Source organism: Novosphingobium mississippiense (assembly GCF_044029535.1).
In the GTDB taxonomy this organism is placed as follows: domain Bacteria; phylum Pseudomonadota; class Alphaproteobacteria; order Sphingomonadales; family Sphingomonadaceae; genus Novosphingobium.
Genome location: NZ_CP147003.1, coordinates 1,716,691 through 1,739,830, shown reverse-complemented (window position 1 = coordinate 1,739,830; position 23,140 = coordinate 1,716,691). Strand labels below are relative to the sequence as shown.

19 protein-coding genes and 1 pseudogene are annotated in these 23,140 nt (G+C 65.1%); 2 read left to right on the top strand and 18 right to left on the bottom strand.

All coding sequences use genetic code 11. The features are described from left to right. Positions 1-430 precede the first annotated feature (430 nt). From WBP06_RS26125 to WBP06_RS26105, 5 genes are all read right to left on the bottom strand, one after another. Entirely contained in the window at positions 431-1,111 is a 681-nt protein-coding gene (locus WBP06_RS26125) for a GntR family transcriptional regulator (RefSeq protein WP_395335414.1), read from the bottom strand. Further along, positions 1,108-2,283, bottom strand: a complete 1,176-nt coding sequence (locus tag WBP06_RS26120) for an alpha-hydroxy-acid oxidizing protein (protein ID WP_395335412.1) — start codon at positions 2,281-2,283, stop codon at positions 1,108-1,110. The genes WBP06_RS26125 and WBP06_RS26120 overlap by 4 nt, the downstream gene beginning before the upstream one ends. Further along, on the bottom strand, positions 2,283-3,605 hold the full coding sequence (locus tag WBP06_RS26115; protein WP_395335410.1) for an NtaA/DmoA family FMN-dependent monooxygenase: 1,323 nt from the start codon (positions 3,603-3,605) through the stop codon (positions 2,283-2,285). The genes WBP06_RS26120 and WBP06_RS26115 overlap by 1 nt, the downstream gene beginning before the upstream one ends. A gap of 111 nt (positions 3,606-3,716) precedes the next feature. Beyond that, on the bottom strand, positions 3,717-4,466 hold the full coding sequence (locus tag WBP06_RS26110; protein ID WP_395335408.1) for a 4-carboxy-4-hydroxy-2-oxoadipate aldolase/oxaloacetate decarboxylase: 750 nt from the start codon (positions 4,464-4,466) through the stop codon (positions 3,717-3,719). Further along, positions 4,463-5,419, bottom strand: a complete 957-nt coding sequence (locus tag WBP06_RS26105) for a hydroxyacid dehydrogenase (RefSeq protein WP_395335406.1) — start codon at positions 5,417-5,419, stop codon at positions 4,463-4,465. The genes WBP06_RS26110 and WBP06_RS26105 overlap by 4 nt, the downstream gene beginning before the upstream one ends. Positions 5,420-5,590: 171 nt before the next feature. Between WBP06_RS26105 and WBP06_RS26100 the strand changes: the two genes are divergently transcribed. Next, complete coding sequence (locus WBP06_RS26100; RefSeq protein WP_395335404.1) at positions 5,591-6,514, top strand: SMP-30/gluconolactonase/LRE family protein; 924 nt, start codon at positions 5,591-5,593, stop codon at positions 6,512-6,514. On the opposite strand, the gene WBP06_RS26095 is transcribed toward WBP06_RS26100, so the two are convergent. Together WBP06_RS26095 and WBP06_RS26090 are read right to left on the bottom strand one after the other, a co-directional pair. Continuing rightward, positions 6,496-8,127 (bottom strand): family 43 glycosylhydrolase, encoded by a 1,632-nt coding sequence (locus WBP06_RS26095; protein ID WP_395335402.1) that lies wholly within the window; start codon positions 8,125-8,127, stop codon positions 6,496-6,498. The two genes, WBP06_RS26100 and WBP06_RS26095, sit on opposite strands and share 19 nt — an antisense overlap. A 17-nt stretch (positions 8,128-8,144) precedes the next feature. Beyond that, complete coding sequence (locus WBP06_RS26090) at positions 8,145-9,710, bottom strand: beta-xylosidase (RefSeq protein WP_395335400.1); 1,566 nt, start codon at positions 9,708-9,710, stop codon at positions 8,145-8,147. A gap of 225 nt (positions 9,711-9,935) precedes the next feature. On the opposite strand from WBP06_RS26090, the gene WBP06_RS26085 reads away from it, so the two are divergent. Beyond that, the gene (locus WBP06_RS26085; protein WP_395335398.1) at positions 9,936-10,718 is read left to right on the top strand and encodes an IclR family transcriptional regulator; all 783 of its coding nucleotides are present in this window, start codon (positions 9,936-9,938) and stop codon (positions 10,716-10,718) included. Positions 10,719-10,817: 99 nt separating this feature from the next. On the opposite strand, the gene WBP06_RS26080 is transcribed toward WBP06_RS26085, so the two are convergent. The 11 genes and pseudogenes from WBP06_RS26080 to WBP06_RS26030 form a co-directional block, all read right to left on the bottom strand. After that, entirely contained in the window at positions 10,818-11,075 is a 258-nt protein-coding gene (locus tag WBP06_RS26080) for a hypothetical protein (protein WP_395335396.1), read from the bottom strand. Between the two features lie 206 nt (positions 11,076-11,281). Beyond that, positions 11,282-11,698: a hypothetical protein gene (locus tag WBP06_RS26075; RefSeq protein ID WP_395335394.1), complete on the bottom strand. Its 417-nt coding sequence runs from the start codon at positions 11,696-11,698 to the stop codon at positions 11,282-11,284. 401 nt (positions 11,699-12,099) lie between these two features. Then, on the bottom strand, positions 12,100-12,618 hold the full coding sequence (locus WBP06_RS26070; RefSeq protein ID WP_395335392.1) for a hypothetical protein: 519 nt from the start codon (positions 12,616-12,618) through the stop codon (positions 12,100-12,102). 81 nt (positions 12,619-12,699) lie between these two features. Next, positions 12,700-12,786, bottom strand: a pseudogene (locus tag WBP06_RS26065) (IS5/IS1182 family transposase); the annotation flags it as partial. Positions 12,787-12,946: 160 nt separating this feature from the next. Beyond that, complete coding sequence (locus WBP06_RS26060) at positions 12,947-13,141, bottom strand: hypothetical protein (RefSeq protein ID WP_395335390.1); 195 nt, start codon at positions 13,139-13,141, stop codon at positions 12,947-12,949. Between the two features lie 119 nt (positions 13,142-13,260). Then, on the bottom strand, positions 13,261-13,575 hold the full coding sequence (locus WBP06_RS26055) for a hypothetical protein (protein ID WP_395335388.1): 315 nt from the start codon (positions 13,573-13,575) through the stop codon (positions 13,261-13,263). Between the two features lie 56 nt (positions 13,576-13,631). After that, positions 13,632-15,218, bottom strand: a complete 1,587-nt coding sequence (locus tag WBP06_RS26050; RefSeq protein WP_395335386.1) for an MFS transporter — start codon at positions 15,216-15,218, stop codon at positions 13,632-13,634. Between the two features lie 52 nt (positions 15,219-15,270). Continuing rightward, positions 15,271-17,733, bottom strand: a complete 2,463-nt coding sequence (locus tag WBP06_RS26045; RefSeq protein ID WP_395335384.1) for a glycosyl hydrolase 115 family protein — start codon at positions 17,731-17,733, stop codon at positions 15,271-15,273. Positions 17,734-17,735: 2 nt separating this feature from the next. Next, the gene (locus tag WBP06_RS26040) at positions 17,736-18,851 is read right to left on the bottom strand and encodes a glycoside hydrolase family 105 protein (RefSeq protein ID WP_395335382.1); all 1,116 of its coding nucleotides are present in this window, start codon (positions 18,849-18,851) and stop codon (positions 17,736-17,738) included. Positions 18,852-18,895: 44 nt separating this feature from the next. After that, a complete protein-coding gene (locus tag WBP06_RS26035; RefSeq protein ID WP_395335379.1) occupies positions 18,896-20,116 on the bottom strand; it encodes a glycosyl hydrolase 53 family protein in 1,221 nt (406 codons plus the stop codon). Then, on the bottom strand, positions 20,113-23,139 hold the full coding sequence (locus tag WBP06_RS26030) for a beta-galactosidase (RefSeq protein ID WP_395335376.1): 3,027 nt from the start codon (positions 23,137-23,139) through the stop codon (positions 20,113-20,115). The genes WBP06_RS26035 and WBP06_RS26030 overlap by 4 nt, the downstream gene beginning before the upstream one ends. Position 23,140: the final 1 nt, after the last annotated feature.

The following is a 23,140-nucleotide window of genomic DNA, read 5'->3' as shown; positions in this document are numbered from 1 at the left end:
AGACGGCATTCGATTCAGCCACGCGGAACTCCATTGAAGCACTTTTGCGGCAACAATAGCCAATTTCATTCAATCTGGCAATGATTTGAACTGTATTGCTACTTGTAGGGCCATCCGGGGCAGGTGAGCGCAATATCTTGCGTCTCACCCGAACTGGAACTCTTCCAAACAGGGTCCGGCGCGACGGCTTCGACGGGGCTGGAAGCGGCTATCCCCGGCGAATCTCTTCGGCTGCGCGAGGCAATACCGGCAAGGGAGAATCACCCGAAGGCACCTGCACGATGCTGGGAGATAAAACCGGCCGTCAAAGTGGCTGCTCAAAGGTATCGGATCGTGAGACTTGCGGAGCGCAGCGGGGTTAGTCGCAGCGGGGTGGACCAGCGCACCGTCCGCTCCCCGCCACCATTCCTGCCGAAACCGCCGCAGCGTCCTAGCGCGTCGCGGTCTGGGCGGCCTGTCCCAGCCGCTGGGCGTGGCGTTGCAACCCGATCCGCGTGCGGCGGATATGCAGCACCAGCGCAGCCTGCGCGGTCTCGATCTCTCCCCGCACCACGGCGTCGTAGAGCAATTGGTGTTCCACATCGTGCGTGCGGCTGCCGCTGGCGAAGGCGAGTTTCAGGTAGGCGCGGCGGTAGCTCTGCGTCGTGTCCCACACGCGTTCGACGATCTGGGCAAGCAGCGGGGTCTCATGCCGGCGATAGGTGATCCAGTGGAATTCGCGGCCGAGTGCAATGGCCTCGTCGATATCGGTAACCTGTTCGTTGCGCTCCATCACGGCCTTGAGGTCGGCAAAATCGCTTTCCGTCAGGCGCGGCATGGATTCGGCGAGCAGCAGCGGCTCGATCCGCTCGCGGATTTCGTAGGAAATCTCCAGATCGCGCATGGTCAGGCTGGCCACGCGGGCGCCAGCATTGGGGCGCATGACCACCAGCCCGCGCGCCTCCAGCATCCGCAGCGCATCGCGTACGGGAATGCGGCTCGTATCCAGTTCGGCGGCCAGTTCGTCCTGCTTGATCCGCGATCCCGGAGCGAGATCGCCGGCCAGGATGCGCTCGGCCAGAATGTCGGCAATGCGCTGGCTGGCGGCAGAAGAGGAGGGCGGCGTAGTCATGTCCGCACCTGCATAGTCTCCGCTACGGGCTGGAGGAAAGTGCGGTCCAGTTCTTCCAGCCGGGTGATCCCCAGCATGGCCATCGCCACATCGATCTCCTGCGCGAGGAGTGAGAGGGCATGGGCAGCGCCTTCCTCTCCGCCCGCAGCGCAGCCATAGAGCGTGGCGCGGCCGATCATTACCGCATCGGCGCCCAGCGCGATCGCCTTCAGCACGTCCGCGCCGCGCCGAACGCCGCTGTCGAACAGCACGGTCGCGCGGCCCGCCACGGCATCGACGATGGCGGCAAGCGCATGGATGGCGGGCGGCGCGGAATCGAAATTACGCCCGCCATGGTTGGAAACGGCAATGCCGTCCACCCCATGATCGACGGCGCGGCGCGCGTCTTCCGGGTGGAGCAGGCCTTTCACCACCAGCTTGCCTGGCCAGCGGCGGCGAAGTTCGTCCACATCCTTCCAGTCGACCGAGGCCGAATTGGCCACGCGCGCGACCTTGCCGGTGACTTTCCCGCCTACTTCGGCGGGGTAGTTGGCGAATTGCGGCAAGCCGCCCGCCAGCATGTAACGCCCCATCACGCCGGCCAGCCAGCGCGGGCGGCGCAGGAAATCGCCGACCAGGCGGGCATTGGGTCGGATCGGGTTGGACATGCCGGCACGGCGGTTGAATTCGCGCAAGGGCCAGACGGGCGTGTCGACCGTCAGCACCAGCACATCGGCGCCGTTTGCGCGCGCAGCATCGACCACCTGCCAGGACAGGTCGCGCCGTTCCCACAAGTACATCTGCATCCAGTGCCCGGCGGTCGCGACTTTGGCGATATCGGCGAAGCTGGTGGTGGAACTGGTGGTCTGGGTGAAGGGAATCCCGGCAGCGGCGGCGGCAGAGGCGATGGCGCGTTCGCCGTGATGCCACATCAGGTCGGCAATGCCGGTAGGCGCGATCACCAGCGGCAGGGGCTGGCGGCGGCCGAACAGCGTGACCTCTGCAGAGCGCGTGGAAACGTCGCGCAAGGCGCGCGGCGTCATGTGGAGCGATTGCAGGGCGGCAACGTTGCGCCCGATCAGCAGGTCATCCTCGGTCCCGCGCTCCATGAATTCCCAGATCGCGCGCGGCAGCCGCCGATGGGCAAGGGCGCGCAACTGGGCGATATTGTGGGCCTTGCCGGCGATCGCCATCAGGCAAGGCCAAGGTTGGCGGCGAACGTGGTGCCTTCGTACTCGGTCCTGAACACGCCGCGCTTTTGCAGGATCGGCACCACTTCATCGACGAAGTTGGTGACGGAGGACGCCATGACCGTGGGCGTCAGATTGTAGCCATGGCAGCCGGTTTCGCGCCAGATCTGCTCCAGCTTGTCCGCCACTTGCTCCGGCGTGCCGACGATCTGCGGCATGCCAACCGACAGGCCCCACTTGATCGCCACTTCGCGCAAGGTGAAGGGCCGGTCGCCCAGCACCGAGGTGAAGGCCTTCATCAGCCCCTGCGAGGCCTGCGTCGCCTGTTCCTGCATGGGCTGGTCGAGTTCGATGCCGGAGAAATCGACGCCCATCGTCCCCGAAAGCCGTGCCAGGCAGCCGTCGAGCGGCAGACGCTCGATCAGATCGTCCAGATGGCGCTGGGCTTCCTCCTCGGTGCCGCCCAGGATCGGCTGCACCCCGAACAGCACGCCGGGCGCCTTGCGGCCAAGGCTGGCGGAAGTTTCGCGCAACTGGCCCATGTAGCGCTGCATGCCGGGCAGGTTGGGCTGGATCGCGAAGACCACATCGCCATGCTCGATCCCGAAGCGTAGGCCGCGCCCCGAAGCGCCCGCCTGGAACAGCACCGGGCGCTTCTGGGGGGAGGGCAGGACGGGGCCGACCGTCTGGCACTTGTGGAATTCGCCCTGAAAATCGACGAACTGCACTTTCGAGGGATCGGCGTAGACGCCCGCCTCACGGTCCGCCAGCACCGCGCCTTCGCCGATGGAATCCCACAGGCGGTAGCAGATCTCCATGTACTCGTCGGCGGCGTCGTAGCGGCGATCGTGGTCCAGCTGTTCATGCCCCAGCGCGCGATGTTCGCCGCGCAAATGGCCGGTGACGATGTTCCAGCCCACGCGCCCGCCGGAGAGATAGTCCAGCGTCGAAAGCTGCCGCACGATCGACCACGGGCGGTACGAACTGGTGGACATCGTGGTCGCAAGGCCGAGATTTTCGGTAACGGCGGCAAGGGCGGAAAGCAGCACGACCGGATCGTGGTTGGGCCAGCAGATGCCGTATTTCACGGCATCCTCGTGGCTGTCGCGATAGCGATCGAATACGCCGGGGGTGTCGGCGAAGAACAGGCCGTCGAACTTGCCGCGCTCCAGCGTGCGGACAAGGTCCTGCCACGCCTTCAGGTCGGCCATTGCCTCCAGCCGGTTGTCGCCCGGGGCGGCCCAGCTGAGCACGGTATGGTTGATGGGGGAATGGATCTGGAAGCTGACCAGATGCATCCGGCCGTTCGGCGTCTTGGCGTCCATAGTGCCTCTCCTCGCATGTGGCGCATGTGGCCGGCTTTGCCGGTCCGGTGTTTCCCCGGGGATACGGCCGAAACCGGCGGAAATGCCGGCTTCGGCCGTCCTGCTGGACCGCTAGCGGTCCCCTCCCCAGGTGCAGTCGTGAAAGGTGCAGTCGTGAATTTCGATGCCCAGGTCCGCGACGATCTTGTCCATGCCCAGAATCTCGAACAGCACTTCGCCCTCGCCGATGCGGCGGCGGAATTCGACTTCGGCGGCGGCGCGCACCTCGGCCTTGGCGACGGTCTGTTCGATCAGCGCCCGCGGGATCACCAGCACGCCGTCGGAATCGCCAACGATCAGATCCCCCGGCTCCACCTGCACGCCATCGGCCACCACCGGCACGTTGACGGCAGCCGGACCGCGTTTCTTGGGATGTTCCACCGAGACGGCGGTGGACCAGACCGGAAAGCCCAGTTCCCGGATCGCATCGACATCGCGCATCGCCCCGTGGACCACGGTGCCGGCCAGACCCTTCTGTTTGGCATAGGTGCAGGCCACATCGCCCCAGAGCGCGCCCTGGTGGCCGCCGCCATTGGTCAGCACCAGCACATCGCCCGCCTCCGCCACCCAGAGCGCGGCGTGGATCGCCAGATTGTCGCCGGGGAAGTTCCAGGCGGTGACGGCCGGACCGCAGAGCTTTTGGCCCGGCGCGATCGGCACCATCGCCGGGCTCATCAGGCCCATGCGCCCGGCGATTTCACCCAGCCCTTCGTGCAGGTCGGCGACGCCGAATTTGGCGGCACGGGCGACCAGCGCGGGATCGGGGCGGGGGATGCGGCGATAGATCACCGATTTGAGTGGGGCATTCAGGGGGGCAGTCATGCGAAAATCTCCGGATTGAGCAGGGTGTCCGGCCGCTCCCCAAGGCTGACCAGATCGACGACGCGGGCGACGTTCAGCGCCATGTCGCGCATTCCGGCCTCGGTAACGCCGGCGACATGGGGGGAGAGCAGGCAGTTCGGCAGTGCGAACAGCGGATTGTCGGGGGAGGGGGGCTCGGCATCGAACACGTCGATCCCGGTCGCAGCGATCTGGCCGGTCTTCAGGGCTTCGGCCAGCGCCGCTTCGTTGACGATGCCGCCGCGCGAGCAGTTCACGAGGATCGCGTGGGGGGCCATCAGGCCCAGTTCCACGGTGTCGATCAGATTGCGCGTACCCTCGGTCAGCGGCGTGTGGATGGAGATGACGTCGCGCTTGAGGATCTCCGCCAGCGGCAGCGGTTCCACTCCAGCGGCGCGGATGTCTTCGTCTGCCACCATGGGGTCGAAAGCGGCCACTTCGGCGCCGAAACCCGCGCCGCAGATCGTGGCGACGCAGCGGGCGATGCGGCCGAAGCCGATCAGGCCGACGCGTGCGCCGGTCAGGTCGCCCAGTCGCACGCCCCAGCGCTCGTCCCAGCGATTGCCGCGAACAAGTGTATCCATCTCACGCGTGCGGCGCAGCAGCGCCAGCATCATCGAGACGGCCCCTTCGGCCACCGCTGTCGAGTTGTTGCCGCCCGGCGTATTGGCCACCAGAACCCCGCGCGCGGTGGCGGCGGGAATGTCGATATTGTCCACCCCGGCGCCGTGCTTCACGATCGCCTTCAGGCGCGGCATACGGCCGAAAACCTCAGGGCCCAGCGGGCTGGTGCGGATCACGATCACGCTGGTTTCGGCAAGGCGCGGATCGTCCTGCCAGTTCGCCGGAGCGATGATATCGTGCGCGTTCGCCATCCGCTCCATGCCGAGGGGATGGATGGGATCAATAATGCATACGAGTTCGCGTGAACTCATCGGGTTTTCGCCTCTCCAAGCCAATTATGTATACTTTTATGGGCTGACTGAGTGGTGAAGCCTCTTTCCAGAACGGTCAATGGGCAATAGGTCTGTGGGGCGCCGGGCGGGCATCGAATGCCGTCGGAGCGATACCGAACCCCATAAAACGGGCCGGATGAGGAGAGAGAGATGTTCGCTGCGCCGCCCGCCGTCATGGCGGAAGTCTTCTGCCGCATTCCCGACGAGTTCCGCCGCTTCGGCGAAAGCAGCGAATGGGCGCGCGTGCAGCTTCACGGCGCGCCGGCGCCGGTGTTCCTCGAAGGGCCGGTGTTCGATGCGGCGGGCAACTTGTGGGTGACGGACATCCCTTGGGGCCGCCTGTTCCGCATCGCGCCAGACGGCACATGCGAGCTTGGCTTCGAATATGACGGTCAACCGAACGGCATGAAGTTCCTCTCCGACGGACGCCTGCTGGTGGCGGACCATCACAAGGGTATGGTGATCTGCGATCCGGCCACCGGAAAGTCGGAAGTCTGGTTCGACCGCTATCTGCTGGAGCCGTTTCTTGGCTGCAACGACCTGACGATCGCCCGCAATGGCGACGTCTATTTCACCGATCAGGGTCAATCCGGCTGGCAGAATCCCAACGGCCGCCTGTTCCGCGTGCGCGCGGGCACCGGGCGACTGGAACTGCTGCTGAGCGGCATTCCCAGTCCCAACGGGCTGGTGCTCAACAAGGCCGAAACCGCGCTGTTCCTGGCGGTAACCCGCGCCAACGCGGTCTGGCGCTGCCCACTGGTGGAAGACGGCGAGGTGGTGAGCAAGGTCGGCACTTACATCCAGATGTCCGGCGGTTCCGGGCCGGACGGGCTGACTATCGACGAGGACGACAATCTCGTCGTCTGCCACGTCGGCTTCGGCGCGGTCTGGCTGTTCAGCAATCGGGGAGAGCCGATGCTGCGCATCGACGTGCCGGAGGGGCGCTACACCACCAATGCCGCCTATGGCGGGCCGGACAATCGCTGGCTCTACTTCACGGAATCGAGCACCGGCACCGTCTACCGCGTAGAGATGCCGGTGCCGGGCCGGGTAATCTATCCCGCGACGATCTGACTGTTCGCGCGATAGCGGAAATCGCGCAGCCGCACTTCGCCCTTGCCCGCGGCATAGATGCCCAGTCGCAGGCTGAGGAAGCCGCCGAAGGTGTTGTGGTGCAGGCCGGACACTTCCATGCGCGTGTCGTGCCGCTTCCACGTGCGGCCTTCGTCGTGCGAATAGTGCCAGGTGATGACGTTCTCATCACTGGTGACGCGCAGGCGAATGCTGCGCGCCTGGTGCTGGATTCCCGCCCACTTCAGCTCTTCCGAATACTCGAAGATTTTCAGCACCGAAGGGGTGAAGCCCAGCCCGACATAGGCCTTGTGGTTGTAGAACAGCAGCAGCCCCGCCTCGGCCTGATCGTCCAGCAGGTCCAGCGTGATCTCGGCCTGATAGCGGCGATCGCCGGCGATGCAGGTCAGCGGCGCGGAATCGGCGGGAGAAGTGCCCGCCGCTGCCAGCACCAGCCCGCCGGGACGGTAGGCGGCGCGCGATGCTCCCGCTTCCGGCGCGAAGAAGGTCCACTGCACGCCCATGCGGTCTTTCGAAAAATCGTCCGAAAGCGCGGGCGTGGAAGGGGAGGGCTTGCCCCCGGCAGGCTTGGGCAACGGGCGGGAGAGATCGCCGCCCTTGGCGCGGAACCAGCCGTCCGCCGTCCATTCGATCGGCTCCAGCAGGGTCTGGCGACCCAGCGTGCGCAGGCCGTTTTCGTAGCCGTGATAGACCATCCACCAATCGCCCGCCGGCCCCTCCACCAAGGTGGCGTGGCCGCGTGACCACCAGGGTTCCGCCGTGCTCTGCGTGCGCACGATCGGGTTGTGCGGGCAATGCTCCCACGGCCCGTTGACCGAGCGGGAACGCGCGGCGATCACCATGTGCCCCGTCACCGGCCCTGCCGTGCCGCCGATCGCGGTGACCAGGTAGAACCAGCCGTTGTGGCGCAGCAGTTTGGGGCCTTCGGGGGCGAAGTTCTCGACGATCCAGTCGTCGGGATAGCGCCAGGGGTCGTAGGCCTTTTCGACCGGCCCATCGGTAGCGAGGCCATCGTCGGTCAGGCGCACCTTGCGGATGCCGTTGGTGAAGAGATAGCGGCGGCCGTCCTCGCCCACCACGTGGCCGGGATCGATGCAGCCGGGGATGTTCAGGTCCACCGGATCGCTCCAGGGCCCGCGGATGTCGTCCGCCCAGATCGCGTAGATGCCCCAGGGCTTCCCGTCCGGCGCGGCGGGCAGGTAGATGAAATAGCGCCCCTTGTGCTTCACCAGATCGACGGCCCAAACGCTGCCCAGGTTGTGTTGCAGCGCCGGCCCGATCGGCGACCAGTTCACCAGATCGCGCGACTGCCAGATCACCAGGCCGGGATAGTAGTCGAACGAGGAGAACGTCATGTAATAGACGTCGCCATCCTTCAGGATCGTCGGGTCCGGATGGTCGCCCGAGAGGATCGGGTTGCGATAAGTGCCGTTGCCCAGATCGGCCTTGCGCTGGCCTTCGGCGCCTTCGCCCCAGTTCGGCGCGGCGGGAGCAGCGCCAGAGCCAGCTTCACGCGCAGCCAGTGGGCCAGCCAAAGCGGGTAGGGCGGCGCTTGCAAGCGCGCCCTTGAACACGGTGCGGCGCGAAAGGCTCATGGTGGTTCCTTCTTTCGTCATGGTGCGGGCTTCAGCGTCACCAGCACGACGTCATTCGTCTGCATCGGGATATCCAGCGCCGCTGTGCCGTCACGGCCGACGGTGATGGTCTTCGCCACTTCCGGCTTGTCGGCGGTTTCTTCCCGCAGCCGCGCAAGCTGCGCTGCATCGGCCGATTCCGGCATGCCCATGTCGATATAGAGCGAGAGCGGATCGTTATGCCGATAGCCGGTGCGGCGCGTCCCCACCCGGTACTTGCCGGGCGCGAGGTGGTCGAACCGCACGGCCAGCGGCGCACTGGCGCGCGAGGGCTGGAGGCGGGTGTAGAACGGCTTGTTGCTCAGCGCCTGCTCCGGCTGGTGCCAATCCCACACCACGGCGGAGATCGCCTTCCCCTCGCGCGCAGCCAGCGTGAACTCGTCCGCCACCGGGATCGCCCGGCCCTGCAGCGCGTGGAGGTACTTGTAGGCGAACCACGCCGGCTTGCGGATGCCTTCGCGGTTCATCAGGCCGAAGCCGCCGTGGAACGGGGTGGGCGGCGGGCCGGGTTCCTCGAACAGGTCGGTATAGGTCCAGTAGCTCATGCCCTGGGCCATCCCTTGCGTCTTCTTCAGCTTGGTGAGGATGTAGGGCGCGCTGACATAGCTGTCGTGCACGAAGTCACGCGGGGTATAGCTGGTGCTCCACTCGGTGAAATAGAGCGGAATGCCGGGATAGGCGGAGGCCTCGATCTGCTCCCGCACATGCCGCACGTCGCCGATCACCGCATCGGGGGAGGGGGAGAGCTTGGTGTCCTGCTTGCCCTGTTCGTCCAGGAACCCGCCTTCAACGCCGTAAGTATGCGTCGTCACGAAATCGACCGGCAGCTTGTTCCGGGCGGCATAGGCCAGGAATTCCGGCACCCATGCCGCGCCCGCCGTGGCCGGGCCGCCCACGCGCAGGCGCGGGTCGATGGCCTTGATGGTCCGGACGGTATCGGCATAGAGGCTGAAATAGGCGCCCTGGTCCGCGCCTTCCCAGAACCCGTCCAGATTGGGCTCGTTCCACAGCTCGAAATACCAGCTGCGCACTTCCTCGGCGCCGTAGCGCGCGCGGATGTGGGTGACGAAGGCATGGATCAGGTCGCGCCACATGGCCGGATCGGGGTGGCTGGTATTGCCCTTCCAGTAGAACAGCTGCTGGTCGGACGTGCGGATCGCGGCCGGGCTCCAGCCCAGTTCCACGAAGGGTCGCACCTTCTTGGCCAGCAGCGCATCGTAAAGCGCGTCTATCCCGGTCCAGTCATAGACGATCTTGCCGTCCACCTTGCGCACGGTGCCCAGCACATCGTGAAACACGTCGTGGAAGCGGATGGTGCGGAAACCCAGTTCGTCCGCCGCGATCTTGAGCTGCGCCTGGCTGTCGGCGCGCTTCAGGGTGCCGGGAAAGTCCGACCCCACCGAAAGGTCGAAAAAGCGGTCCACGGGGCCGGTGGAGGCCGCCGCGTCGATGCGGACCTTGCGGGCGGCACCGGCATCGTCGGCAAGCGCGGGGCTGGTCAGCGCGCAGGCCAATGCGATGACGGACAGGCCGATAAACTTCATGGATTTCCCCTCCCGGCATCCTTCGGGACGCCGTTTCTCGCGTTTATGGTAGCGCAAACATTTTTGGCTGCAAGAGGGCTGAAAGAAGTTTTCGCGGCAGAGGGCCGATCCGCCCCGACCCGCCGCCCTTCGCAATTGAGTTGACCTTGGCCACGCACGCGATAGATCGTTGGGACAGGTGGAAATGCGTCCCTCTAAGTGGGGCGCAAGAACGGATTGCAGACAATGACGGCACAGCGCGAAGACAAGGCCGATGGTGAAGTGAAGGGCACGCAGACGCTGATGCGCGCGCTCGACATCATGGACGAGGTGATCGACGGGCCGATCCGGGCCGCGGATCTCGCCCGCAAGCTGGGCATGAGCAAGACGACCGCGCACCGCCTGGCACAGGCGCTGAAATCACGCGGTTATCTTTCCGTGACGACCGACGGCTTCGGCCTTGGCCCCAAGCTGCTGGAACTGGGAGTGATGGCCACCGAACAGATCGACTATGTGCGCGTGGCGCGCCCGTTCATGGAAAAGCTGTCGGACGAGACCGGCTTCTGCGTCTTCGTCGGCAAGCGAGAGGGCGACTGGTCCCGCCACCTTGACCGGGTGACCGGCCGCCAGCGCCTGCGCGTGGCCACCGCGCCGGGCGACCGCCGCCCGATCGCCGAGACCGGCCTTGGCAAGGCGCTGCTGCTGGACGAGCCGGAAGAGGTTTGGGAAGCCCTCTACCGAGAGGCCAATGGCGGCAAGGTTTCGGCCAAGGCGATGAAGGACTACATCGCCCTGATGCGCGAACACAAGGCGCGCGGCTATGTGCTGCATGACAGCGAACTGGGCGACGGCGTCCGCTCCATCGCCGCGCCGATCCGCGATGCCCGCCGCCAGATCTGCATCGCCCTGTCCATCGCCAGCGCCGCGCATTACCTGACCGACGATATCGTCGACGACCTTGTCGCTGCGATCGTAAAGACGGCGGGCGAGATCGGCGAGGCCGTAGGCTACCGCGCGCCGCGCCGGTAAACGCGCCCGAGGCGATCGGGGAAACGATCCCGAGGGGGCGGCGGAGGGAGGCGACCGGGCCGGATCGCGCCCCTGGCGTTCAAGCCGTGGCGTGCGGCCTTATGACGGGCTGTTCGGCCCGGCGCTCAGGCTGGCGGCGATCTCTTTTTCGGCAGCGGTCGCTTCGGTGACAAGCTGACGCAGGGCCTTCGCGGTATCTTCCAGCAGCCCGTCGCCAAGCGGGCGCTCGCCATTGATGAAGCGCCGGATCGCTCGCTCGTCTATGCCCAGGCGGCGCGAGAATGCCGTGGTGCCGCCAAAAAGTTGGACGCAATAGGCAAAATGCTCACGTCGCTCGTCGATGGAAGGTGCTGTCATGGTGTCCGCCTGTCGATGTCTTGCCGTTGCCATACGCTATCCTGCGCATGAGGCAATGCAGGTGCGCGCCCCGCACCTTGGCGGGATTGATGAATTCCGACCTGAACGAGCGCCCGCTATCGAGAAGTTTTAGGGGCGGTCTGAAGGGCAGGAATGTTGGGGGAAGGCGATCAACAGGCTTCGAGCAGGCGAATTGATTTCGACCATCAGAAGCGCTTCACTTCGAGTGCGTATTCTGAAAGGTGATGGGGAATTCCGGCGGTCGTTAGAAGCGTCGATAAGCCGTCAACGTCCTGTTCATGTTCCCATTGCCTAAATGCGTCTCTTGGCCAAGGCTCTTCAATAAAAATCCGTGGAATAATGATGTGCGCGAGGTCGTCATAAATAAATGGCTGCCCCCAAGTTCCCCCATCAGATACGGATAACTTTCCTAATTCCGCCTCAAGAGGCAGTTGACCCGTCCAATAGCCAGCATCGACCGAAAGGCGGCCATAGGTGGTCCATGAGCACCACGATCGGCACTGCGCTTCGCGGTCATCAGCGCTGCAAATTCCTAAGGACGTTTTCATCGGCCGGATAAGATAGCGCGTAGATATGAGCAGGAACGAACGCAGATCGGCCATATCAACCTCGTTTACGGATCAGTGATCCATACTTCCGAAAAATGAATAATTTCAGCTTTGATACAGCGGTTAGCCGATTGGCGATATCCAGATCCATCGCGGGCAACCTAGCAATGGGAATGTCCGCGATGTTGGCGGGTCCGGACAGGCCGCTTTCGGATTGAGATCCTGAAAAGCCGCCAATCCGCTGATCAGCTGCTTTTCTTCTCCGCACCCGCTTTGCCCGCAACCCTGCTCTTCCGACTCTCGATCCGTGAGTCCTGAACCTCGGCCCGTCCGCAGCCGCGGGTGTGACCTGATGACCCCAATCAAACCCAACCCCCGCCCAGTTGCGACCAGTGCCACTTCACGACCGGTGAAAGATCAGATACAGTCTCGTCACGATGGCTTGTGGCACTCGATTACAGCCGATCGTTATTCATGTAATCGATAATCTCCTGCGAAAATGCATCCGGACGCTTCTGGAATATAAAGCGCAAAAGAAACTTTAGCTCACGCTGATGCAGATAATTAGGGGAGAGCATAAACAGCTCTTGGCCATCCCAATCTTTACGATAAATACGGACGAACTCGAAGGGTTTTCCGAAGTTCAGACCCCGTCCAGGATCACCGACAATCGAATAGATGTCCTCATATCGCATCACTTTCGTGATCGATCGCTCAAAATCGCGTGCGCCGCGCTGATAAACCGCGTCGCCATCATACGAAACCCTGTATATACGAGCAGAACTCAGCAAAGGAAATAGGAAAAAAGCACCACCAAAGATCGATATATATGTGAAATTCCACAATTCTCCACGTAATGACCATCCATCTTTATTAATAGCATTGATAAAGGCAAATATTGATACCGCAGGCCATACAAAAACTATGGGTAACAAATTTAATGGGACGACCCAGTGCAAATACTTTCTTTCCATCAACGATCTCCCATCGATTTATTCGGCGGTGCCCCCCACGCTCAAACCTCCATTCGCTTCAATCGTTGGCGAGCTGGCTATGATGAAGATGATCTCGCTCAGAACCCGACGATCGTCCACCCATGACTTGCCGCGGCTCTTGGAAAGATATGGCGGCAGGCGTTCCATCCGATCGTCCGTAAACCAGTACAGGCGCTCATGCGTGTTCTTCTTGTGTAGCCTGTACGCATCACCGCCTGCCAATCAGTAGGTCCTGAGACTAACAAAAACGGACAGCGACTGCTATGTTGGCGTGTCCGGAACAGCAGAAATCGCTGGAAAGTCGGGGTTAGCTGCCGTTCGATGGTGAATTAATAAACTTGTTGCGAAGGAAGAAACGGCAGCCTTCCCAGATCGCCCCGGCCCCAATCAAGACGATCCAAAAATTTACATCTTCTTCGGTCGAAACTGGAAAGCGCATGGCCACAACGGCTAGCGTCAGCGCCACAGTCACCGAGATGGCTTCTATCCCGATCCTGTTCATCTGGTCATGCTATCTTGATCCAGTCGTACCGGCAATGTCCGCAAAGTTGGCGTGTCCGGAAAGTCGGCTTTCGTCAGAAAAACCGCAAGATCGGGCGCTATCCAGGGCGATGAACGCGGCTAATTGCCATCCGCATCGACGGTAAAGACCATGGGCTTGCCGCGCGAGGTGGGCTCCCACCCGGCCGCCAGCGCGGCCCGGATGCCCCGCGATATCACCGCGTCGCTGATCTGAAGGCGACCGCGCTGCATGCCTTTCAGCAGGCGTTTCGGTGGCGGGAACTCCAGCAACGCGCCGCGCTGGGTGTGCTTCTGCAGCAGGGCGATCGTCATGCCCCGCCAGCCATCGGCATCGCCCCACTGCGGTTCGCTCCGCAGTTCCCATTCATACTGAAGTCCATCGACCTCGACGATACCGGATGACTTGTTGCTCATGGCAGCAGGCCTAGCAGGTCTGGGCCGGCAAACCACCTTTCAGTGGGGAGCGGTAATCAGTGGCCGGCATTGACCGGCTTGCCCAGATCGCCGTTGCGCTCTTCCTGTTCGACCAGCGGATTGCGGCCCCAGAGCTGGTCGTAACGCCAGCCGGACAGGTCCTCCACCACGGCCTGCGCTTCGGGGCTGGTCGGCGCGCGGGCGCCGGTGCGCAAGTGCTCGATCTCACGCATCAGCACTTCGTGGGTGCGGGGGGAGAGGCGGAAGCGCTGCGAGACGGCGATGCCGAAAGCCAGCATCCCAACGGTGCCGAGGCCCAGCAGCACGGCGATGGTCAGGATCGCGCCGTGCGATTGCTGCGCCGCGCCGGAGACGAAGCCGCCCGCCTGCATCACGAAGCCCACGCCGGCGACGGCGGCCGCCTGGGTGGCCTTGCGCACGAAGGTCATGACGCCGGCGAAGGCGCCTTCGCGGCGGCGGCCGGTGACGATCTCGTCCACGTCGGCCATGTAGTTGTAGGTGGCCCAGGGGATGTAGTTCAGCGCGCCGCGGCCCAGCCCGGCCAGCACGATGGGCAGCCAGATCATGGGACTGCTGGCAGTGATCCCGGCGATCCACAGGCCGATCAACGTCAGCGCGCCGGCGCCGAAGCTGGCGGCGGCGATCTGGTAGGCGCGGCTGGGGGAGGCGCGCAGGGCCATGTTGATGGCGACGATCACGGCCATGAACTGCACGATGTACATCGTCCCCAGCAGACCGGATGCGATCGCGGTGGTGCCCGCCAGCGCGAAGATCACGAAGAAGGTGAAGGCGGCGTTGAACACGTCCTGGCTGATATAGCCGCCCAGATACATGCCCAGATGCAGGCGGAACGCGCGGATCCGCATGGTGGAAAACAGGTTGCGGTAAAGCGCCTTCAATGCCTCCAGCGGGCTGGCGGACTGGCGGTGTTCGACGGGCAGCGGCGTGCCCCCCGGATGTCCTTGGGGGCCGTGCCGCTCCCAGCTGAACGCGTAGAGCGTGGCCGCCGTCACCATGAACAGGGCGGAGAAGATCAGGCCCATGTAAAGGAAGGTATCCGCACTGTCGCGGCCCAGCGCCTCGATCAGCCAGAGCGGCAGGAAGCCCGCGAGAATGGCCGATGCCTGGCCGAACAGGATGCGCCAGCCGGCGAACTTGGCCTTGGTGCGATAGTCGCTCGACATCTCGGCGGCGAGCGTTTCGAACGGGATGATCTCCATCGCGTAGACCAGTTCGAACAGCACGTAGCTGACGAGGTAGTACCAGAAGCTTTGCCCCGGCAGCCACATCAGCGCGAAGCTGGGCAGCAGGGGAATGGCGGCAAGGATGAAGAAGCGCCGCCGCCCGAACCGGCGACCGAGAGCGGTGGTGCCGAAGTGGTCGGAGATATAGCCGATCATGGGCGAGGCGAAGGCATCCAGCACGCGCGCCACCGCGAAGATGGTCGCCGCTTGGCCTGCCGAAAGCCCGCAGAACTGGGTGTAGAAGATCAGCACCCAGCCGGAGATCACCGCCATCGACCCGGCCCCGAGCACGTCGTTGGAGCCATAGGCGAGGTAGTTTCTCAGGCGCACGGGGCGCACGGCCAGTGTCTGGCTTTCGGGCACTACAGGATCCTTCACCGTATATGTTCTTGTGCGGGCCGCCTTCGGGGGAAGCCTCGTCGAGCGATTATTATGTCGGAGTAATTGGCTTGTCAGCAGGCAAGAAGCGGATCGCCTCGATCATCACGGCGGGATCGCCGGATTCCAGCGTGATCTGATGGCGACCGCTGGAGAGCGGGGCGGACAGCGGCACGGAAATGCGGTTGTCGAGCACCGCCAGCGCCCAGGCATGGTCGCCGGTGTGACGGGGAATTTCCAGCGTCTGCGCCGCGCCGTCGATGCGCAGGGTGAGGCGCAGGGCATCGCCGTTGTCCGAAGGGTAGCTGGGCAGCACGTCGATCACCGCGCGCCACGCGCCGGTCGGCAGCGTGACCGTTGCGCGTGCGGCAGAGCCACTCGCACCGAGCACGGAGCCTTGGCGGCCGAGGCCGTCGATCCGCCGCCATCCCTTGAACTGGTCGGGACGAAGCAGCGGTAAGGCAGGCACGGGCGCGGCAGGAGGCGGCGCGGCGACTGGCCCGGCGGGCATGGAGGCCAGCGCCGGGATCACCGGCAGGCTTTGGCGGAAACTGCGCCATTGGCTGTCGGCAGGCTCCACCGTCATGATTCCGCGCCATTTGCCGCCCGCGATTTCGCGGTTGAAGCGCCAGGTCAGCGTGCGGATGCGTTCGTCGGCCTCAGCCGCGATCTGCCCGCGCCGCCAGCTTTCGGCGGCGTTCCTGTCGCGCAGCATGTCGTGCGCCTCGGCCGCGAAGAAGCGGCGGTTGGCGGCGGCGGCGGCGGAGACGGGATAGTCCACCAGTTCGAAGAAGGCATCGGCGCGGTCGGCGGCGATCTTCGGGCGCAGCGCGGCCAGGCGCGCCTCCATCGCCGCGAACTGGGCCAGGCGGGCGTCGGCCTCCGGAATGGAAAGCGGGCTGGCGTGCGGCTTCTCACCGGGCAGATACCACTGGAGATGTTCGGGCCGCCGCGCGAAGTTCAGGCGGTGATAGTCCGCCATGATCGCGGCGACATCCGCGCCCGTTCCCCGGCCCAGCGTCTCGTCCGCCCAGCGACCGACCCATGTATCGATCGGCGTCGTCCGGGTGCCTTCCACGTCCCACGCAAGGCTGAGGAAGTAATCGATGTCGATCTCGGCCGGCTTGATGTCTCCGGCGTTGACGATCCACATCTGCCGCGCGCCCAGATCCCAGGCCCGGCCCATTTCCGCGCGGATCAGCGCGGGCGGCGTGGTCGAGAGCCAGAGGTAGGACAGCGGCGCGCCGAGGTAGGACACGTGGTAGTAGACGCCGGCCCCGCCGGTGCGGCGCCGCTCTTCGGCATTGGGGAACTGGCGGATGTAGCCGAAGTTGTCGTCGGTCCACATCAGCGTCACATCGTCCGGCACTTTCAGCCCGGAGCGATAGATATCGAGCACTTCCTTGTACGGCGTGAAGACTTGCGGAGCGCCGGAAATCCCCGCTTCGCGCAGCAATTGGCGCTGATCGGCGAAGACCTGTTCCAACACCGCGCGGCGTTCCGCATCGGTGGTCGGGCCGATCATCGCGCTGTCGTGGATGCCGCGCTGGCCCAGCGTCCAGATCGTTTCGTAACCGCGGTTGGTCTGCACCCGCGCGCGCCAATAGTCGCGGATCGCATCGCGGTTGGTCAGGTAGTTGAACTGCTCCGCCGTGCCCTGCCATTCGCCCACATTGTTGCGCAGCATCGGTTCCGAATGGCTGGATCCCATGACCACGCCGTAGCGTTCCGCCAGCGCGGCATTGGCCGGGTTGGCGTTGAACGCGCGGCTGACCTTGTGCATCGCCGGCCAGAGCATGTTGCCCTTCAGGCGCAGCAGCAGGTCGAACACCCTGGCATACGTCTTCGGGCCGGGCGCGGGCTCATCGGGCGCGAACGTGCCCTGTGCCCAGGGGACGAGGCCCCAATCCTCGTCATTCACATAAATCCCGCGATACTTGACCGAGGGCGGGCCGAAACGCTGCGTTCCGGCGGAGACGTAGAGCGCGTCATGATGTTCCGGCGGCACGTCCGCCCACCAGTGCCACGGCGAAACGCCGATCGCGCGGGATATCTCGTAGGCGCCATAGGCGGTGCCGCGCCGGTCGCTGCCGATCACGACCAGCGCCTGCTTCACGCCGGGCGCCGGGTTGGCAACCGGCACGATCAGGAAGCTTTCCCAGGCGCCGCGCAGCTTGGCGGCATCGATCCGGCCGGTCGCGACCAGCCGGTCGATGGCGGGATTGCGGCCCAGCGTGCCGATCCAGACCTGCCTATCCGACGGCTGCCGCGCGCCAGCGACGGAAGCAAGGTCCGTCCGCAAGTCCTCTGCGGCGATGCGGACCAGTTCGTGGTCCTCCGCCGCCGTGACGACTTGTGCGGCGCGGCCGTCCTGCGCCAGCACGAAGTCGTCCCGCGCGGGCTGGAAATGCACCCAGTCTGCCGGGGCGGCCGCCTGCGCCGGATGGGCGAGGGCAAGCCCCGCTGCTACCGCCGCAAGGCCCCCTATTACCGCAAGGAAGGCCGCCCCGCGCATCGTCAGATGTAGGTCCGCAGGAATTCGGCCAGCGCGCAGATGGCAAGGCTCTGGCCATAGGGCATCGAAGTGAGCGCGATGTCCTTGTAGAACTGCAGCGTGTCACCCATCGCGGTGCCGAAGCTGACCTGCTGCAGCTCGCCCGCATCGTCGATATTGGCGAGCACGCCGCGCACGGCGCGGATGCCGACCTCTTCATATTCGCGCGGCAGGTAGCCCTTCCGCACCGCCTTCAGGATGCCATAGGCGAAGCCCGCCGTGGCGGACGCCTCAAGGTAGCTGGTGGGATCGTCGATCAGCGTGTGCCACAGGCCGGTTTCGGCATCCTGCGTGGCGGCCAGCGTGCGGACTTGGGCCGCCAGCGTGTCGATCAGGAAAGTGCGGAAGGCATCGCCGGGCTCAAGGTCCAGCAGTTCGATGATCTCCGGGATGGCGATCGTCACCCAGCAGTTGCCGCGCGCCCACAGCGCTTCGGCAAAGTTGTGGCGTCCGGTGAAGTCCCAGCCGTGGAACCACAGGCCGGTCTTCTTGTCGGCCAGATACTTGATGTGGACCAGGAACTGGCGCTTGGCTTCCTCGATATACTGCGGACGATCGAGCAGCAGGCCGATCTTGGCCAGCGGCAGCACGCTCATCATCAGCGTGTCGTCCCACAGCTCGCCCGGATTCTCGTCGTTGTAGACGATGTGCTGGAAGCCGCCTTCCTCGGTCTTGGGCAGACCGTCGGGCGCCATCAGCCATTCGGCCCAGGTGTCGAGATAGGGAATGTAGCTGGGATCGCCGTCCAGTTCGTAGAGGTAGGCCAGCGTGATGAACGGTGCCATCGTGTTGATGTTCTTGGTGGGCGTACCTTCAGCGAAGCGGTCCGCGAACCACTGGCGGATGATGTTCAGCGCCGTTTCGTCACCGGTCTGTTCGAAATAGCGCCACATGCCGAACAGGCCGACGCCGTGGGTCCATTCCCAGCCGGCCCAGCCCTTGGTGTCGATCACGCGGCCGTCTTCCAGGTGCAGCAGGAATTCGCCGGTCTCGTCCTTGATGTTGACGAGGTTGTGCATCAGCAGGTCGATCGCCGCGGTGACCTGCTGGCGGGGGATGTCATGGGTAAGGGCGGCCACTCAAGTTCTCCTGTGGGCGTAGCTGCGGCGGGGCGGCGAGCGGGTCATTTCAGGACTCCGTAGTCGCGCGCCATCCGGCGATAGAGTTGGAGGAAGGCGGGATCGGCATCGTACCGGCCGCCATGGTTTTCGGGTTGTCTGGGGACGTCGGGCGTCGCGGAAGGTGTCGCGCCGGGTGCTTCCGCGGCGTTGAGGCCCTGTGAGAGCAGGTCGGCGCGCGGGCCTTCGCCGGCGCTCTTGCCGTCCTTCAGGAAGATCGCCTCCTGATGGCGCGTCGGTTCCCAGATGAAGCTGCCCCAGCCGTTGGGATGGGCGTGGACCAGGTCGTTCAGGTAGCGCTTGCGCGACGAATACTCGATCGCGAAGAAGCCTTTGTCCGGATAGCGGCGGCTGAATTCGGCGAACGTCCGCTGCCAGTCGCCCTGTGCCGCCTGCTGGTAGCAGGAAAAGCCCAGCGCATCGAAATCGACACCGCGCGCGATTAGGCTGTCGGTCCAGTGCTGCACGATCGGCCAGTGGCGGCCGAGGTGGTTGTGCAGCGCGATCGGCGTTCCGGGAAGCTGGGCGCGGGTGGCGGCGACGCCCGCCTTCAGCAGCGCGGCGAACTTGTCGTAGCCGCCTGCGTCCGAGACATGCATGTGCTCTTTGTCGGTCACCGGATTGCCGGTGGGAATGGTCAGCGGCACGCGACCATCGGGCCAGAGCATCCCGAAGGTCGTCTCATTGCCCAGGATCGCCAGATCGGGTGCGACGCCGGCGGCCTTCATCGCCGCGAATGTCTCGTCGGTATGGCGGTGGACGGCGTCGACCAGCTTGGGGAACGGCAGGTCCGCCCATGCGGCCGGCTTGTCCTGATGCTGCGGATCGGCCCAGGTGTCCGAATAGTGGAGGGTGAGCGAAAGGTGGAAACCGGTCGCCTTGATCCGCCGTGCGAACTCGATCGTGCGGGGCAGATCGCACCACGGGCCGCCCGGCTTGCCCTTGGAATAGCCATTGGTGGGATCGACGAAGAGCCGCAGCTTGATCGCGTTGAATCCGGCATCGCGGAAGATCGCCAGCACGTCCTTGCGCTGACCGTCTTCGTAATAGGTCGCGCCCGCCGCTTCGTCTTCCGGCACCCACGAGATGTCGGCGCCGATCAGGTAGGGCCATGGGCGCGCGCCTGACTTCGGCGCGGCGCGTACCACGCCCGGCAGCGCAGCAAGGCAAAGCGCGCCGGCGCCTGCCATGCCGAACTGGCGGCGGGAGAGGGTATCGTCGATCACTTCAACTGGTCCGGCCGGGTCGGCGCGGCGACCATCTGGACGGGAATGCCGCCGCGGACATTGTGCAGGGTGACGAGTTTCACCGCTTCCAGCGCATCGCCGGGCGCGCCGTCGCTGGTCACGGCGAGGGCGACGTGGTTGGTGCCGTGGTGGTTGAGCACGCCCTCCGGGATCGGGAACACGCGCTGCGGGCCGACATGGGCGACGAACTGGCCCATGTTCCAGCCGTTGACGAAGATCAGCACGCGGTACTTCGCAACCGAGCGCGGGCTTTCGGTGTCGCCGAAGGCAAGGCCGATAGTGGCGTCCTGCCCCTTGGGCACGGCAAGGTCGAAGGCGGTGCGGAACCATGTGGTGCCGGGCTGGGCGCTGGCTGCGGGGACCTCAGCAGCGGACCACTGGCGGTCGTCGAAGGCGGGCAGGTGCCAGCCCATGCGCTCGCCATAGAGGCCGCCGTTGTTGGCCATGCCGCGCACCGGATCGGCAAGATCCTCGCCGCCGCGTTTGCCCTGGATCTTCCACGCGATCGGCACCGCGAAGCTGCGCCCGCCCGGCTGCGAGATCGAGGCGGAGATCAGCCCGCGCGCTTCCTTGTGGAAGTCGTCGGCATCGAGATCCCAGTTGTGGCCGTTGTTGCGGACCATGACCGAGAGAACGTGGTGGCCGCTTGCCTGCGCCTCGGGCGGAAGGTCCAGCGTGACGGTGCCAGTGGTGATCGGGCGGGGGACGCCGCTGGATGTCTCCGCCTGCCCGATGAACTTGCCGTCCAGCCACGCCTGCACCAAGCCGGAGCCGCCTGCGCCATAGAACAGCGATACGGTCTTGGCGCCCGCCGCACCGTCGAAACGGCCGCGATACCAGACGTCGCCCTCGTGGAAGCCATAGGCGTCCATGTTTAGGTTCGGCTGGCCGTCGGGGCGCTGGGTGATGCTGGCGTTGGGGCGGCTGCCGCCCACCGCCTGCCATGCGCTGTCATCGAACGCCGGATCGGCCTCGGGCGAACCCTTGGCCATGCGCCAGCCGGTGAGCGCCGGAAGCACGACCGATGCCGGGCCGGGCAGCGGAGCGGTGGAGGCCATGCTGCCCATGGAGGTGGCCTTGGTCGCAATGCGGGCGCCATCCCAAGCGAGGGAGCGGACGGCAGAGGGAGCCCAGACCTCGATCGCGCCCGCTTCACCGGTGTCGCCGGTGAGCGTCAGCGCGCCATTTTTGAGCGAAGCCTTGCGGACCAGTTGGGGGCCGCGCACCAGAACGGTGCCGGCGGCGGTCTGCACGCGGGTATAATGCGCGCCTTCCGCCTCGTCCGCGAGGATCAGCAGCAGGTCGCCGCGCCCACCGCCGGTCACGCGCAGCACGGTGCGGCTTGTGTGCGTGTAGGTGACTTTAAGGTCGCCCTTGGTGCCGTCAAAGACGCTGCTCGCCGCGCCTTCCAGAACCGTGACTTTCGGGGCCGAGGCATAGCGCAGCACGGTCTCGCCAGTCTCGCCCGCGCGGCCGTAGAGCAGCAGCAAGTCGGCACTTCCGGCCTTGGACACGGATTGCAGTTCGGAGGTCGAATAGACCAACCGCTGGCCGCCCAGATTGACGCCGGCGACCAGCCACTTGGCATCGAAGCCATTGAGCCGCATCGGGAAAGTATAGCGGCCATCGGGCAGCGCGGCGGTGACGGTGAAGCTGTCGTCGGTCTGCCCGTTGGATGGCTTGTGCGTCACCATCAGGAAACGCGCGTCGGTCTCGGGGCTCTTGTTGTGGTAGACCTGGATGTTGGGGGAGGAGATTTCCGGCGTGCCCGCCGGGATCATGCCCGCAAGGTCCGGCACGGACGCGATCAGCCCGCCCAGCTGCTTCATTTCCATCGCCTTTTCGCGCAGGTTCCGCGCTTCGGAGATGGCGGCGCCATAATCGTAGCTGGTGAACACCACCGGGGCAGGCAGCCAGCCCCAGCTGGTGCCGCCATAGACCATGTAGAAGCTCTGGATATCGATGCCGTTGGCCAGATTGGTGCCGTAGAACACCCGCTGGAACCGCTTGCCGCGCTGGATCGCGTTGCATTCGTATCCGCCGTTGGAGCCCCAGTAATCGAACCAGCCGCCGCCGAATTCGGCCAGGAAGCCGGGCGTCTTCGGCGAAGCGGAGGCGCCGCCCTTGGCGCCGCCGGGACCGTAGAAGCCCCAGTCCGGCGCGGCCACGCTGCGCGTGGGTTTGCCTTCCACCGTGCAGGTGCCGCCGGGATAACCGTCGAACGCATACATGTCGTTGGGGCCCGGAACCGTCTTGTCTACGACTTTGTCCACGCTCGAACCTTCCGGCACCCAGTAGCCGTTGCGGCCCTGGTCGTTGTGGAAGATCGGCACGGTGATGCCGTCGGCACGCGCCTTGGCGTAGATATGGTCCATGTAGCGGCGCTGCGCGGGCGTGGTCAGCGCCAGTTCGTTCTCGATCTGGTGGAGGATGACGGAGCCCTTGTGCCCCTTGCCGTCGCCGTTGATCTGGTGGCGCGCGATGATCGCGTTGATCTGCGTCAGCCACTCATCGGCAGCCGCCATGTATTCGGGATCGTCGGTGCGGGCGCGGCCTTTCTGGTTGACCAGCCAGCCCGGAAACCCGCCGCGCGACACTTCCGCGTTCACGTAAGGCCCGGCGCGGGTCATCACCCACAGGCCCTCTTCCTCCGCCATGGTCAGCAGGCGGTCGAGGTCGCGGATGCCGCTGAAGTCGTAGACGCCCTGCTTCGGCGAGTGGTAGCCCCAGTCAAAATAGAGCGCGACGGTGTTGAACCCGCTGGCCTTCATCTTCTGCAGCACGTCGCGCCAGAGGTCCGGGCTGGGCAGGCGGAAGGGGTGGAACTCGCCCGACCAGATCACCTGCCGCTTGCCGTCGATCATCAGTGAGCGCGCATCGAAGGAGACGCGGCCGAACGTCTGGACCGGCGCGGAAAGGTCTGCCGTGGGCTTGGCTTCCTGCGCGCTGGCGGGCAGAGGCGCGGCCGTCAGCAGCAGGGCGATAAGGAGTGCGCGCTTCACT